The sequence below is a fragment of the Streptomyces sp. NBC_00016 genome, from assembly GCF_045040885.1.
Taxonomy (GTDB): domain Bacteria; phylum Actinomycetota; class Actinomycetes; order Streptomycetales; family Streptomycetaceae; genus Streptomyces; species Streptomyces coriariae.
In genome coordinates this window covers 1,106,386-1,120,401 of sequence record NZ_CP108304.1, presented here as the reverse complement: position 1 = coordinate 1,120,401, position 14,016 = coordinate 1,106,386, and the positions used below count along the sequence as shown (strand labels likewise).

Sequence of the window (14,016 nt, the reverse complement as noted above, 5' to 3'; positions counted from 1 at the left end):
CACCTCCAGTGTTCGGGTCAGCGCTGTGCTGCCAATGCGTTTCACCTGCCATCGTTGTAACATGTCATCCAATCGATGACAAGCAGAGTGTCATCGAAGTGATGACAAGCGCTGGAGGCTCCGTGACACAAGACGATCAGCCCACCCCCCGCGCCCGCGACCTCACCCCCACGTCCTTCCTCGCCGCCGCAGCCCTGAACACAATGCGCGATGCCCTGCACACTGCCCAGACCTCACGGGATGCGGAGCAACCCGCGCCCGCCCAGACCAGCTCTGAGCAGGCACTCGCCGCTCTCCTGCTGCTCCGCGAAGTGCGCGACCAACTCGCCGAATGGGAACCGGGCCTGATCGAAGAAGCCCGGGAAGCGGGCACCAGCTGGGCCGACCTCGCCCACCCCCTCGGCGTCTCCAGCCGCCAGGCCGCCGAACGCCGCTACCTGCGCGTACGCCCCGGAAACCCCGGATCCACCGGCGAACAGCGCGTACAGGCCACCCGCAACCGCCGCGCCGCCGACCGCACCGTCACGACCTGGGCCCGTGACAACGCCGCAGACCTGCGCCAGCTCGCCGGACAGATCACCGCGCTCACCGACCTCCCCGCCGCCGCCCGCAGCCCCCTGGTCAAGCTCACCGCCGCCCTCGCCGACAACGACGCTGCCGCCCTCGTCAACCCCCTCACAGGAACCCATGCGTATCTGGCATCCGGCCACCCCGACCTCGCGGCACGCGTCGACGACGTCGCCCGCCATACCGACCGGCTCCGTCGGAACAGCGGCGACCAGCGCCGAGAACCTCGGACGCCACCCGGGCCTTGAGCATGGCCGGGAGGCCGCAACCCGTTCCTCTGGCGGCCGACGCACTGCGCGGCCCGGGGGCGCCGGGCGCCACGCGGCAGCAGGGCGCGGTTTGGTGCCCAGGCGGCGGAGAGCATCCCTCATGCTTCAAAGCCCCCCGGCTCTGCACGCCAAGCGGCCGTGCTGCGGCAGCCTGACGCCGCAACGAGGGATGCGCGCGGTGTGTCCAACGGGCCTCCTGGCAAACAGGCGAGACCGCTGCCCGCAGTGGGGGCGGAGGGTCTCGGCAGCACAGCCTTGGCGGGTGTGGGCGTTCGCCTCTCGCGTCTGCCAGCGTGCCCCTGAGCGTGAAGGCAGCCTGCGCGGCAGCCCCCGGACGGAGCGGGGGTGGCCGGTAACGTGGGCGGTACTGCGACGGGACCTGCCGGCAGTGAGGCGACGGCATCGAATGCTGGACGAAGCCGATGGGGAGGGCGGCCCCGCTGACGAGTTCTTCGGCAGCGCGAACCGCGAGGTGTCCAGCAATCTCTCCCCCCCCCGCGGCGATCCAGCGGCCGCTCGCGTTATACGGAACACTGTCGACCTTCTTCTGGACCGCTCCCGAATCCTCGCCGACCAGGTCAGCAGTGGGCGGACCTCCGTTGGGGGCCTGTCCCACCGGCTGGCCGACGGCAGTGCCCGTCTCGTCCACACACGGTCTGCCAGCCGATGCGACCGTCCCCGGCTCCACCACCTGAGCAGTGCACAGCCACCACGACGAAGGTGCCCATGGCGCCGCGTTGGCCTGCCCGCCTCGTCCTGGGTTGTCAGCCTGCGACGTGGATGCCGGGGCGGCGGGCGGGTTCGGGTTGGTGCCGGCGGATGATCTCGCGGGTGACGGGGGCGGTGTCGCCGCGGCCGAGGAGGAAGTAGCGGAACATGTGGGTCAGGGGACTGCCTTCGGCCCAGGCGAAGTAGCAGTGCGGCTGGACGCCGGTGATGTCGTGCAGGGTGAGAAGGATCGCGGCGATGGCGTTCGGCGTTATTCCGAGGGGTGTACTCCCCGAAGTTGGCGGGATGCTTCATTGGGGGCACTCGATTGAAGGAGACAAATTCTTCCTTGAGTATCGAGAAGGAGGAATTGGACTGTGTCTGCATTTCGGAGGAACTGGGGTGACTGGTACGAGAGCGATGACGGCCTCATTGACTGGATGATGCAGGTCTTTGAGGGGAAGTGTGCCGTGGATTGGATGCCTGAATGGCCGGCAGTTCACTGGTTTGAGGGGAGTGGCTGACAACGGCTCTGAATGCGACGCTGGGGCGGCGTCTGCTTTAACTTCACACCTACGTCAGACGCCACCCTGGCTTGTGCTCGAGATCCACAGCCACGAGGGACGATCATGCCTGAAGGTCGACCGCGCCCGATACCGACCCGTCCGAGAGCGGCGGTCGGCCGCCTGGCCCGGTCTTCTAATCTGTTCGCGTGATCGACTACGACGATTCTGGCCGCCCTGCGGTCAAGGTGGGAGACCCTGGCTCCGCCAGCTTGCTGTTCTCGGAGCCGACACGACCGTTTGAGGATGAACCAACGCTCGACTTCCTCATCAGAGCCTGCGGGCCCTGGGGAAGTATCGAAGCCTCGGTGCAGACCTGGGACGGCGATGGCCTCGACACCTTCCTCACCTCACTTGCCGAAGACTTCCGGGGCTGGGAGGGAGTACGCACCTGGCACTCGCTCTGCTACGACCTGACCCTCTCAGCGGAACATCGCCCCGGTGGCCACGTCCAACTGACCTGGGGAATCCACGACCGAGCGCCCTCCGAGCAATGGCACTTCGCGACCACCACGGTGCACGCGGCAGGTGAGGACATGCGCCACTTGGCCGCCGATGTCCACGCGTTCATTGCGGGCGTCGCGAAGTAGCAGAAAGAGCCTCAAGGCGAGGCTCACCACGTGAGATGACGCCTCAATTAAAGTTCTTAGCCTCAGTGAGAGGAATTAGCAGTGTCGCATCCTGTGATTGATCGTATCCGTCAGGTGCTTCCGCCTCCGCCGTCAGGTGGCGACGCGATCGATTGGGAGATGCTCGCACGTTCTACTGGCTGGAAATTTCCGACAGACTATAAGGAGTTTGTCGAAATTTACGGAGGGGGAGAGATTGATGACTACCTGTCAGTGTGCACGCCGCCTGTTGAGGTATCTCCCTTCGGGAGTCTCTTGGAGGGTGTGGATCCGGCTCTCCCTCCGGACTGTCGTGTAGAGCTGGCCCCCAGTCATCGTCATTTTTAGGCGGCAGTCACCCTACGGTGCGAAGCGGTGGTCAATTTTTGACGGTGGCATGGCCGATTTCTTGCGGTCTCTCCTGGATGGATGTATCGAGCCCTTCAGTCAGAACTTTTCGGACGGAGAGCCGCACACGTACCTGAGTTGGCGCGACTGAGGGAATGGCGGTCGTGGGGGGCCTATTTCAGGTGGGATGGGCCTGTGGTGGCGAGTATTCCGTGTCGTGGGGCTGCGGGCGTCAGCGCTCGGGCTTGGGGGGCCGCTGCATCAGCGCGGCTGCGGCCTCGTCGAGGGTGACCGTCGCGTGCAGCAGGTCGGAGATCACTTGCGTGATCGGCATTTCGACGTCGTGGGCCTGGGCCAGGGCGAGGATCGCTTGGGCGGATTTGACGCCTTCGGTGGTCTGCCGGGTGACGGCGGTTGCTTCTTCGACGCTCAGGCCCCGGCCGAGGTGGGTGCCGAAGGTGCGATTGCGTGAGAGCGGGGAGGAACAGGTGGCCACCAGATCGCCCAGGCCGGACAGGCCGGCAAGGGTGGCTGGGTGGGCGCCCATAGCGATCCCCAGCCGGGTGGTCTCCGCCAGCCCGCGGGTGATGAGCATGGCCGTGGAGTTGTCGCCCAGTCCCATGCCGGAGGCGATGCCGACCGCGAGGGCGATGACGTTCTTCACCGCGCCGCCCAGCTCGCAGCCGGTCACATCGGTGCTGGTGTAGGGGCGGAAGTATGAGGTGTGGCAGGCCTGCTGGAAGCGGTGGGCGGCGTCCTCGTCGGCGCAGGCGACGGTGGCTGCGGCGGGCTGGCCTTCCATGATCTCGCGCGCCAGGTTCGGCCCCGAAAGCACCGCGACCCGCTGCGCACTGAGGCCGGCCACCTCGGCGATGATCTGGCTCGCCCGCAGGTGGCTGTCCTGCTCGATGCCCTTCATCAGGGACACGATCACTGTCTCGGGTCCGATGTGCGGCGCCCACGCGGCCAGGTTCGCCCGCAGGGTCTGCGCAGGGATCGACAGCACCATGAAGTCCGCGCTGTCCAATGCGGCAGCCGGATCGGTCGTCGCGGTCAGGGCAGCGGGCAGTTCGACGTCCGGGAAGTAGCCGGGGTTGCGGTGGCGGGTGTTGATCGCGTCGGCGATTTCAGCACGGCGGGCGTGCACGACCACGCTGGTGCCGGCGTCGGCCAGGATCTTCGCAGCGGCGGTGCCCCAGGACCCGGCCGAGAACACCGCAGCACGAGCCGGACAGTGCTGTGTCACTGCGGGATCCTTACGACAAGGCGTGACGGCCGGGTCCGGTCACTGTATCGGCCACACCGGGCGCGCAGGCTTCGTTGCGATGGGCGTCCGTGGATCGTGTCATGCGGGATCGGTGATGGTTGGTGAGGCGGGTTTCGGGATGCTGGGGGGTGGGGGTGTACTGGGCTGCCTGGGCGTCGAACATGGCGGCGTACCGTCCGTGTGCGGTGATGAGTTCGTCGTGGGTGCCGTGTTCGGCGAGGTGTCCCGCGTTGAGGACGTAGATGCGGTCGGCGTGGCGGACGCCTGACATGCGGTGGGTGACCAGGACGACGGCGCGGTTGAGGGCGGCGAGACGGCGGATGCGGTTGAAGGCTTCGATCTCGGCTTCGGGGTCGAGGGCCGAGGTGGGTTCGTCCACGATGAGAATGCTGTCCGCCTGCGAGGTTGCACTGCGCCAGTGGTGCGAGCGAGCCCTACTTTGTCGTCGGGGGCGGGCCGCCTGTGGTGGGATGGCCCGATGATCGCCACAGTGCTCTGGGAGCGCGAACTGCACCAGCGGGGCGGCGTTTCCGTTTTCGTGGTGGGGCCGGACTGTGTCGTCCTGCATGAGCGGCACACCCGGCTGGTCTGCCTGGAGCGTGTCGACGGCGCTGTGCGCTGGGACGTCCCGCTCGGTACCTGGCCGCGCGGGATCGTCCTCGCGGGGGACCGCGTGCTGGTGTTGCCGCAAGCGCCGAACGTGCTGTCCTGCATCGATCTGCGGACGGGTGCGTCGCTGTGGAGCGCCCCGACACCGAGGTGGACGGGGAACCTCGCGGTCCACTCGGACACCGTGGTGATAGGCGGTTGGCGCGGCTACACCCCGATGAGTGGCCTGGACCTCGCCGACGGGGGCGTCCGGTGGACGACACCGTCGCCGGTGACGTCCGTACGGACCCTCGCGTGGGCCGGCGGGGTGCTGGCCGGCAGCGGCTACGAGGCGGTTCTCCTCGATCCGGCCGACGGGAGCGACCTGGCTCGGTGGCGGCTGCCGGACCCGCTCGCGGGACCCGACGCGAAGGCGTTCGTCCCGGTGGATGCGGAGCGGGTGGTGGCGGTCTGCGAGGCCTCGTCACTGGTGACCTTCGGGAACGACGCGGACGAGCCCACCCGGCTCGGATCCTACGATCCGTTCGGGGCGGTTGGGTACATCCACGAGTCGGTCTGGATGCTGCGGTCAGGCAGGGGGTTCCTCGCGGTGGATCCCGCCGACGGGACGTCGACGTGGTCGGTCGAGGCGGATCGGCGGATTGTGGTCGACCCTCTGCCGTACGCCGACGGCGTCCTGGTGGGGGATGCCAACGGCGGTATCCGGCGGTTGGGGCCCGACGGCCGGACCGTGGAGGGGTGTTCCCTGCCGGGTCGGCGCCTGGACGCGCTGGCCGCCGCCGGCGACGGCGGGCTGTTCTTCGCGGCGAAGGGCACCTTCGGCTCCTTCACCTTCAGCCCGAAAGCCCGGCGGCCGACCACATCGGCAGCCAGCGCGGGAGCCCTCTCCGTCCGCGAGTCCACTCGGCAAGATCCGAAAGAGACGGCCTAGCGGCCCACCTTCGAGCCCCCTTCCACTTCGTGAGCCCAGACACACCGGACAACCAAGCCCCCCGCTGGCAGCCCTGACCCCCGACTTCCAGTAGCCCTGCCGCGTGGCCGGGGGATCGGGGCGGGTGGAGGTTGGTTGCGCGTCGGCGGGGCCACAGCGCACCGCCCCGGCGGCGCTCTCCTGCCGACGCCGTCCAGGTCCATGCAGCGTCAGCGCCAAGGGAATGAAATGAACTTCGACGAGAACGAGCCGCTCTCTGTTCGAGAGGAACGCTTCACCGCAGAACGAGCTGAAAGCGGAGCGGGACGCGAGGCTGCGTTGCTCGATCGGCGACTTCCTGCTTCCTCGACCGGAGCGAGCAGCACGCACTCACCCTTCAGACAGCGAGGAGGGCATCACGGCCTCGGCCCTCGCAGAGGCAGCAGCCACGTTGATTCTCACCTTGGAGCGGACCGTCACCGGCGGAACGCCCGGCCATGTCCGTATTCCGATCGAGATTCCTCTGCCCCCGATGCCCACTGAGGAGGAACGCCGGGTGCGAGCGGTGATGCGGCTGGATCGCCTCCGGGACGACTGGAACCAGCTCTGTGTCCTCGCCGGCTACTGGCGCTCTGCACCTGGCTATCAGGACTCCCGCTGGCGCAAGCTCGAGTTCCGCGACACCGAACATGAGCGTGGGTGCCACCAGCAGCTGTCCTACCGTCATCTGGAGAGCCGCGTCATTCGACCGCCGCGGCAGGAATGGCCCTTGGTTCCCTGTGGGCACCCATTCCTGAGCTTGTGCTTTATGGTCAGACATTCGTTGGCCAACAGAGCCACAAGCGGGGATGAAGGACGATGAAGTACATCAACCTGGATGCGAAGGTCGGCGACTTGCCGGGCGTCATATCTCCTGCTCGATACCTGGAGTGTCTGTCCTCGCTGGCTGACGATCTGCCAGTCGGAGCCCGGAGCTTCGCGACTGACCCAGAGCACTACGACTTCTCCAGCAAGCGGTGTATGAAGGATCTGGAGGTCCAGTACATCCGAACTGTCGGAGCTGATGACCAGCAGGTGGAGATTCAGTTCCGGCACAACTGCTGGAAACACGACGAAGACCTGGTCATCCGCTACGCGGGCGTCTCCAGCTTCGATGCCGGAGGCGTCGAGGACAACGACTGGGCAGACCTCGGCACTGTAATCCTCGACGAGGTCCTGCCCCACCAGAACGGTTGCAGCCACGAGATCGCGTTCTGGAACGGCTCTCTCACGGTCGTCTGCCGTGACCTAGTCGCGACCTGGACTGAAGTCGCCTGCCCCGACAAGTAATAGACCAGCAAACCCTCCCATGCACAGCCAGCTTCCTCGCCGAGATCAAAAGGCAAGCCGAGAGGGCCTGCGGTGACCGTGGGTGACCGCCCGCCACAACGGGAGCAGGTGGGCCCGGGAGTGGCGCAGCGGGGCTTATGGCCCTCTGCAGCGGTGCCTGCGGTTTCCGCCTCGTGAAGGGCGCGGGGTTCGGTGACTGCTGCTGGAGTCGCCGTGTGAACCAGTCGCCGAGAATCTGGACTGGTTCGCCTGCAACCCGATCCTGCAGCCACCAGACCGGAAGACGCCCTAGGTGCGGCGGCGGCAGTTGCCATGGCCGCGATGGCGGTGTCACCGGGCCGGTGCCGGCCTCTCAGCGAGCCAGACTCGGCGGTCAGATTCGGTGCGTACCGGCGCTACGCCCGCGGCCCGGCATGCGGTGCCGGTGGGGAGGGAAGCAAGGCATCGAGCGGCCATGCCGAGTGTGTTGTACACCCCTGGCCCCTGGTCGCTCCTGATGTCAGTGCTGCCTGGCATGGTGCTGATCATGTTTGACGGACTTCATGACATCGACTGGGCTTCGATGGAGCACGCGTACGGGTCGGCCGAGGAGGTACCGGCGCTGCTGTGGGCGCTGCGTTCCCCGGAGGCGGAGGAGCGCGACAAGGCCTTCGACCGCTTCTACGGCGCGGTCCATCATCAGGGCAGTGTGTACCCGCCCACGGCAGCCAGTCTGCCCTTCCTGCTCGAGCTGGCCGTCGACCGCACGGTGCCTGACCGGGAGGCCGTCGTCGCGTTGCTGGTCAGCATCGGCCGGGAGGCCCTCGACCAAGGTTTCGAGGACGACGGAACCGAGATCGAGTACTACCCGCCGACGGGCTGCGCGCAGGCCGTCGCCTTCCTGCGCGAGCGGGATGCGCAGTTCGCCGAACTCGCCCGCGACCCCGACCCGGACGTGCGCCTGGCCGCGATTCCCGGACTCGGGCTCTTCCTCGACGACGCCGACCGGGCCGCCGCAGTGCTGCGCGAGCGCATGGACGCCGAGCGCGGCCTCGAGGCGCGGCAGCGGATCGTGGAAGCGGCCGCCACCCTGGCACTGCGCCTGCCGGCGACCGAACACCAGGTGAGGCACTGGCTGTCGGGCCTCGCAGCCGACCCGGCGCACGGGCCTGCGACCCGGCTCGCGGCTCTGGTCCATGGTGTTCGCTGCGCCCCGGACGAGATCGGCGAGGACGTCGTACCGACCGCCGTCTGCCTGCTGCGCGAGACAGCCCCGGCCATACCCGTGCGACCGATCGCACCGGTCCCGGGCAGCCCGGCGCCCCCCACGAAGGGGGTTGCGCCCCAGATCGCCGCCGCCTTCGAGGATCTGAACCACCGCACGCGCGTATACGCACCGACCACGGCCCTGCTGTATACGTTCCACGAAGCCCTGGGCGCCCGGGTGTCCGAGCGCACTGCGGTGCTCGCCGAGCAGTTGAACAGTCCCGACCCCGGCTCACGCCTGGACGCGGTCCGTATGAGTGGGGAGCTGATGGGCACCTGGCGGGGAAACCACACCCGCCTCCTCCTGCTGGTCGCCGACCAGCTCACCACGGCTGACCCGGACGTCGCCGCCGAGGCCGCGGCCGTGCTGGAGTCCTGTCATCCGATTGCCGCCCCGGCCTGCCAGGCCCTCGCCGCGCACCTCGACACCCAACGCGCGGTGCACGGCCCGCACGTATGGGCCGCCGCCGACGCCCGGCTGCGCAAAAGCCACCAAGCAGGCGCCCGGGCCTTGGCGCGTCTCGGCGATGCACGGGCGCTGCCGAGTCTGCTGGCCGCGTTGGACGACGACGTCGACGCCTGGCGTGCGATCCAGGTCGTAGGGCATCTTCCGCAGGCAGCAGACCAGTTGGCGCCCCGGCTCTGCGACCACCTGCGCCGGATCGACATCTCGCAGCAGTGGAACGAGATGAGCGCCAACGCGATTCTTGCCGCCCTGGCCGCGCTCGGCGACGCGGCCGCGGTACCTGTGGTGGTGGACACGCTCGGCGCCGCGGTGCGGCATGAGCAGCACGGTGTTATGCGATCAGCCCTGAAGGCGCTGGGTGCGTTCGGCCCGGCGGCGGCTGCGGCAAGGGACACGATCCGGGCGCTGACCACTGCCACCGACGCGCACGTACGTCCTGCCGCGGTCGCCGCACTGTGGGCCGTCGACGGCGACCTGGCCGAGGTCCTACCCCTTGTGCTCCACCTCCTCGACGACCGCATCACCTTCCGCATCAGTGATGCGGCCGATCTGCTCGGCGAGATCGGCCCGCCTGCCTCCGTCGCACTGCCGCGCCTGCGCAACCTCCTGACGCACGACTACGAATGGGTTCGGGTGCACTGCGCGGCCGCACTCTGGGAAGTCGGTGGCCAGACCGAGGCACCGGCCGTCCTGCGTACCCTGCTTCAGGCCATGACCCAAAACCCCGCGACGGCCAACCACGTCGTGACCTGTCTGGACCACATGGGCCCCCTCGCAGCCCCGGCCCTGCCCCTGCTCCGCGAGCAAATGGCCCTGCCCCGACGCGGCGGCAGGTTCCAGAGCATCGACCACGACGAGGAACTCCAGCGGGTCTGCCGTACCGTCATCGCCCGGCTCAATCCTCCAACGCTCTGAATAGCCGGCCGTGACCCGCGCACCGTACCCGACCATCTCCTCTACGATCGGCGTCTCCAGGAGTTCCCCGGCTGGCTCTCGTCGGCTCGAACCGCTCAGGTCCTGCTGTGAGCACCCGCTGCGAACCTGGCTGAGAAGCCGTCACGTTCCTCGCCTGTCCGACGGCCTGACAGCCCGGGGCGGGCTCATCCGCAGCACGCCCGCCGAGCAACCTGCGGCACTCCAGGCCCTCGTGGAACGTTGCTGATCCGCAGGACTGCCACTCAGGCGGAACCGAGACGGTGGGCGGGCTATGCCGGGGAGAGGATGCTGGCAGCCGCGGGTCCCGCAATTTTGCCCCTGCCTCGACTGTCTCTCATCAACCCGCAGGTCCTTTGCGATCACCATGGTCTTCTCAACCGCCGCGAACCGCTAGCCGGCCTGAAGGAGACCGCAGCGCCTCACATTCCCGCCCACCAGCTGCCGGGCCTCGCACGGCACGCAGCACCACTGGCCCCCTCCGTTGTTACCGCAAAGCGATGAATCCTGGAAATGGCTCATTCCGCCACGTCCTGCTCGCGTAGACGCCTCGGCCCACCGTCGGAGGCTCCGGTGGACGGTTGGAGCCCTCGTCCTGCGGGCCGCCAGGTGAAGCCGTCACCTGCACGTCCCGCGGCTGCCACATCACCGGCCGATACACCTGCCCTCGCCACGCCCGCAGGGAAGGCCGCACGGTCGCGGCCGGACGCGCGGCGTGGCCTGAACTCGGCCCAATGCAAGGGCAGTTGGGGCAGTTCGGTCGATCGATTGTCAGTGCCGGGCCTCAGCATGACTGCGACGCGACCACCACCAGCTGGAGGACCACATGCCCTTAGTCCGTTCGTACGTGCGCTCCGACGGGACGCCGGTACGCGGATACTCCCGATGGGCGCCGGGCGCGCGCCGGGAGATGACCATCGTCGCCGCAGTCGGCCTGGCCGTGCTCGGCTACGGCAACGCCCACACCACCGACGGCTCGGACAGCACGCAGCCCACACCGTCGGTCACCTACCCAATCCGCATGGACCCCACGGACGGCAGGCCGAGGGCGGTGGTGCCGAGCCCGACTGTCTCCTATCCGATCCGGTTCGACACACCGTCCGACAAGCGAGCCAAGCCCACACCGAGCGTGTCGTACCCGATCGATCTCTCCGCCCTGGCCGGTGGCCGGTGACCCCGCGCCCACCGGCCAGGCGGCGTCCTGCCCGAGGCCCCAGTCGGCGCCGCCGGCAGCAGGAGACTGGACTCGTCGGCTTGTGCGTGAGCGCAGCCGTAGTGCTCTGGCTGGTGGCGAAAGTGGTCGGCTGGCTTCTCGCGCACTGGTGGCTGCTGCTGGTCGCGGCTGTCATCGCCGTTCTGGCAGGCATCGGGTGGTGGCGGCAGCGGGCTCAGCGCGCGCAGTGGGAGCAGGCCCAGGCACGTGCCCTGCGCTACGGACTGTCGCAGCTGGACGCACTGGCCCACCGGCAGTTCGAGTACGCGATCCGGGACCTGCTGCGCCGGGACGGCTGCGCCGACGCCGTCCAGGTCGGCGGGCAGGGCGACCTGGGAGCGGACGTGAAGGCGACCGACCCGCTGGGACGCCGCTGGGTGATCCAGTGCAAGCACCGTCGGCACGGCGAGCGCGGCGCAGCCGTGGGCACACCGGAACTGCAGGTGCTGAACGGCACCGGACGCCCGGTCCACAAAGCCGACGTGGTCGTGATGGTCACCAACGGCAGGATCACCCGACCCGGCCATGTCTTCGCCCGGCAGCAGCGGCTGCACCTCGTCGACCGAGCCCTTCTCGGTGCCTGGGCAACCGGGGCGCGCCCGCTGTGGGAGCTCCTGCCCGCACTGCCTCCGCCTCGCAGGCCGCCCGCGCGGTACTGACTCCCGTCAAAGCCGTCAAAGCCGTCAAAGCCGTCAAAGCAAGGCTCCGGCGTCCGCCCGGCTGCCATGGCGGACGGCCGGTCAAGGTGTGCCTGTGAACGTCGGTTGGCGGGCAGTGCCCGCCGCCGTTCGGTCAGCCCACTTTGCCTCCGTGCTGGCGTGGGTGGTGAGCCGGCTGCTCAGGTGAGAGCCGACTGGCGCACGATGTTCTTGGCTGTATGCCCGCTGCCCGGATCCGCTCCACCGCACCCCGCTGGGCCCGCATCCCCGCGAACTTCGATGGTCGCCTGCGCTTCTGAGGGCACTGGGAGTGAGCGGCCGGCTCACCGCTTTGGAGAGGTCACGCTCTCCGGCCGGCTCGACGGCCAGGCCCACGTCCTGCTCACGGTCTGCGCCCGAACTGCCCGGTGCATTCATGTCAGTGCGTACGCACGTGGCGCCGGCGTTCGGCGGCGGCTTGCTGGGGCGGCCGCCGGTGCCTCCCTCACCTCATGAATGCGAGAGCGTTCTCGATTCCCTGCTCCAGGACCTCGTCGGCGAACTTCCGGTCGGAGAGGGCGCGTGACAGTTGCAACGTCCCCACCAGCATGGTGAAGAGCCCGATGGCCGTGCCGCGAGCGGACTTGGGGTCCTCGGGTGTCAGACGGGCCGCGATCTCTTCCACGATGTCCCGCGCGCCGTCGGTGTAGGCCTGCTTGGTCCCGTCCTCGCAGCGGCCGATCTCGTCGAGCAGGGCGGCGGAGGGGCATCCGAGGCCGGGGTGGTCCCGATGCTCGGGAGACAGGTACTCGCGGACAAGGTCCTCGAGTCCCTGGCGGCCGGGCCGCAGGGTGCCGTACCTCTCGACCTGCGTGCGCAGTTCGGCGGCCACGACATGGGCGACGAGGTCGTCCTTGGAGGCGAAGTGGGCGTAGAAGGCTCCGTTGGTGAGCCCTGCGTCCGACATCAGCGTGGAGACGCCCGAGCCGTCGATCCCGTCCTGCTTGAAACGGTGACCGGCCTTCTCGATGATGCGTTGCCGCGTCACCTGCTTGTGCTCCTTGGCGTAACGCACCACGAGCTTCCTCCGTTCGCTCCGCAAGGCCGTTGCCTCGCGTCCAAGAATAAGCCATGGCCTGACGTGCGTAATATTACGAACGGCGGATGATCTTCGACCGCTCTGGCGCCCGAGCCGGTGGTTCCCTCGGGCGCCGGGCTGTCCTTCGTCAGGCGGCGTGGGTGGGGTAGTCGGTGTAGCCGGCCGCGCCGCCGCCGTAGAAGGTGTTGGGGTCGGGGGTGTTCAGGGGGGCGCCGGAGCGTACGCGCTCGACGAGGTCGGGGTTGGCGAGGGCCATGGTGCCGACGGTGACGACGTCGGCCAGGCCGTCCTCGATGTCCTTGGCGCGGGTGGCGATGTCGGCGCCGGCCCGGTTGAGGATCAGCGTGGTCGGCCACAGCTTGCGGAGGGTGGAGAGGAGTTCCTCGTCGTTGCCGTGGCCGATGTGGAGGTAGGCGAGGTTGAGGGGGGCGAGGGCGCGCAGGAGGTGCGGGTAGAGCTCGTGGGGGTCGCTCTCGGCGAGGTCGTTGATCTGGAAGGGGTTGCCGGGAGAGATGCGGATGCCGGTGCGGCCGGCGCCGATCTCGTCGGCCACGGCCGTGGCGACCTCGACCGCGAAGCGGATGCGGTTGTCGAGGGATCCCCCGTACCGGTCGGTGCGCTGGTTGGTGCTGGGGAAGAGGAACTGGTTGACCAGGTAGCCGTTGGCCCCGTGGATCTCGACGCCGTCGGCGCCGGCCGCGATGGCGGCCGCGGCGGCGCGCCGGAAGTCGTCGACCGTCGCGGCGACCTCCTCGGTGGTCAGCTCGCGCGGCACGGGCATCTCCTGGAGCCCGGACGGGGTGAACGTCTGGCCCGTCGGCTTGATCGCGGAGGGGGCCACCGGCTGGCGGTGGTGCGGCGTGTTGTCCGGGTGGGAGATCCGCCCGACATGCATCAGCTGGATGACGATGCGTCCGTCGGCCTTGTGTACGGCGTCGGTGACCTTGCGCCAGCCCGCGATGTGCTCATCGGTGTAGATGCCCGGGGTCACGGGGTAACCCTGACCGTCGGCGGAGGGCTGGGTGCCCTCGGTGATGATGAGCGCGTGCGAGGCGCGCTGGGCGTAGTACTCGGCGTTCAGCTCGGTCGGAACGCCTTCCGGGGTGGCCCGGCTGCGGGTCAGGGGGGCCATGGCCAGCCGGTGGGTCAGGGGGATGTCCCCGACGACGGTCGGGTTCCACAGGGCGTTGAGCATGGGGGATTCCTCAGGTGATGGGTGGTGGATCGCCAGGGGGTGAGGGTGG

General features: G+C 68.7%; 11 protein-coding genes. 7 read left to right on the top strand and 4 right to left on the bottom strand.

What is annotated here, in order from left to right:
* Positions 1 to 101 precede the first annotated feature (101 nt).
* On the top strand, positions 102 to 815 hold the full coding sequence (locus OG933_RS05010) for a type III effector protein (protein ID WP_405625597.1): 714 nt from the start codon (positions 102 to 104) through the stop codon (positions 813 to 815).
* Positions 816 to 2,256: 1,441 nt separating this feature from the next.
* On the top strand, positions 2,257 to 2,697 hold the full coding sequence (locus tag OG933_RS05005) for a DUF6228 family protein (protein ID WP_405625595.1): 441 nt from the start codon (positions 2,257 to 2,259) through the stop codon (positions 2,695 to 2,697).
* Positions 2,698 to 3,295: 598 nt separating this feature from the next.
* Here OG933_RS05005 and OG933_RS05000 read toward each other — a convergent pair.
* Together OG933_RS05000 and OG933_RS04995 are read right to left on the bottom strand one after the other, a co-directional pair.
* Positions 3,296 to 4,309, bottom strand: coding sequence for an NAD(P)H-dependent glycerol-3-phosphate dehydrogenase (locus tag OG933_RS05000; protein WP_405625593.1), 1,014 nt, complete (start codon positions 4,307 to 4,309; stop codon positions 3,296 to 3,298).
* A gap of 10 nt (positions 4,310 to 4,319) precedes the next feature.
* Complete coding sequence (locus tag OG933_RS04995; RefSeq protein ID WP_405625591.1) at positions 4,320 to 4,709, bottom strand: hypothetical protein; 390 nt, start codon at positions 4,707 to 4,709, stop codon at positions 4,320 to 4,322.
* Positions 4,710 to 4,808: 99 nt separating this feature from the next.
* On the opposite strand from OG933_RS04995, the gene OG933_RS04990 reads away from it, so the two are divergent.
* The 5 genes from OG933_RS04990 to OG933_RS04970 all read left to right on the top strand — a co-directional run bounded on the left by OG933_RS04990 (position 4,809) and on the right by OG933_RS04970 (position 11,694).
* Positions 4,809 to 5,870, top strand: a complete 1,062-nt coding sequence (locus tag OG933_RS04990; RefSeq protein WP_405625589.1) for a PQQ-binding-like beta-propeller repeat protein — start codon at positions 4,809 to 4,811, stop codon at positions 5,868 to 5,870.
* Between the two features lie 837 nt (positions 5,871 to 6,707).
* Positions 6,708 to 7,178, top strand: a complete 471-nt coding sequence (locus OG933_RS04985) for a hypothetical protein (protein WP_405625588.1) — start codon at positions 6,708 to 6,710, stop codon at positions 7,176 to 7,178.
* Between the two features lie 526 nt (positions 7,179 to 7,704).
* Positions 7,705 to 9,804 (top strand): HEAT repeat domain-containing protein, encoded by a 2,100-nt coding sequence (locus OG933_RS04980; protein ID WP_405625587.1) that lies wholly within the window; start codon positions 7,705 to 7,707, stop codon positions 9,802 to 9,804.
* An 844-nt stretch (positions 9,805 to 10,648) separates the two neighbouring features.
* Entirely contained in the window at positions 10,649 to 10,996 is a 348-nt protein-coding gene (locus tag OG933_RS04975) for a hypothetical protein (protein WP_405625586.1), read from the top strand.
* Positions 10,997 to 11,076: 80 nt separating this feature from the next.
* Complete coding sequence (locus OG933_RS04970) at positions 11,077 to 11,694, top strand: restriction endonuclease (protein ID WP_405625584.1); 618 nt, start codon at positions 11,077 to 11,079, stop codon at positions 11,692 to 11,694.
* Between the two features lie 484 nt (positions 11,695 to 12,178).
* Here the strand turns inward: OG933_RS04970 and OG933_RS04965 are convergent, their stop codons facing one another.
* A complete protein-coding gene (locus OG933_RS04965; RefSeq protein WP_405625583.1) occupies positions 12,179 to 12,751 on the bottom strand; it encodes a TetR/AcrR family transcriptional regulator in 573 nt (190 codons plus the stop codon).
* Between the two features lie 148 nt (positions 12,752 to 12,899).
* Complete coding sequence (locus OG933_RS04960) at positions 12,900 to 13,967, bottom strand: alkene reductase (protein ID WP_405625581.1); 1,068 nt, start codon at positions 13,965 to 13,967, stop codon at positions 12,900 to 12,902.
* Between the last annotated feature and the right edge of the window lie 49 nt (positions 13,968 to 14,016).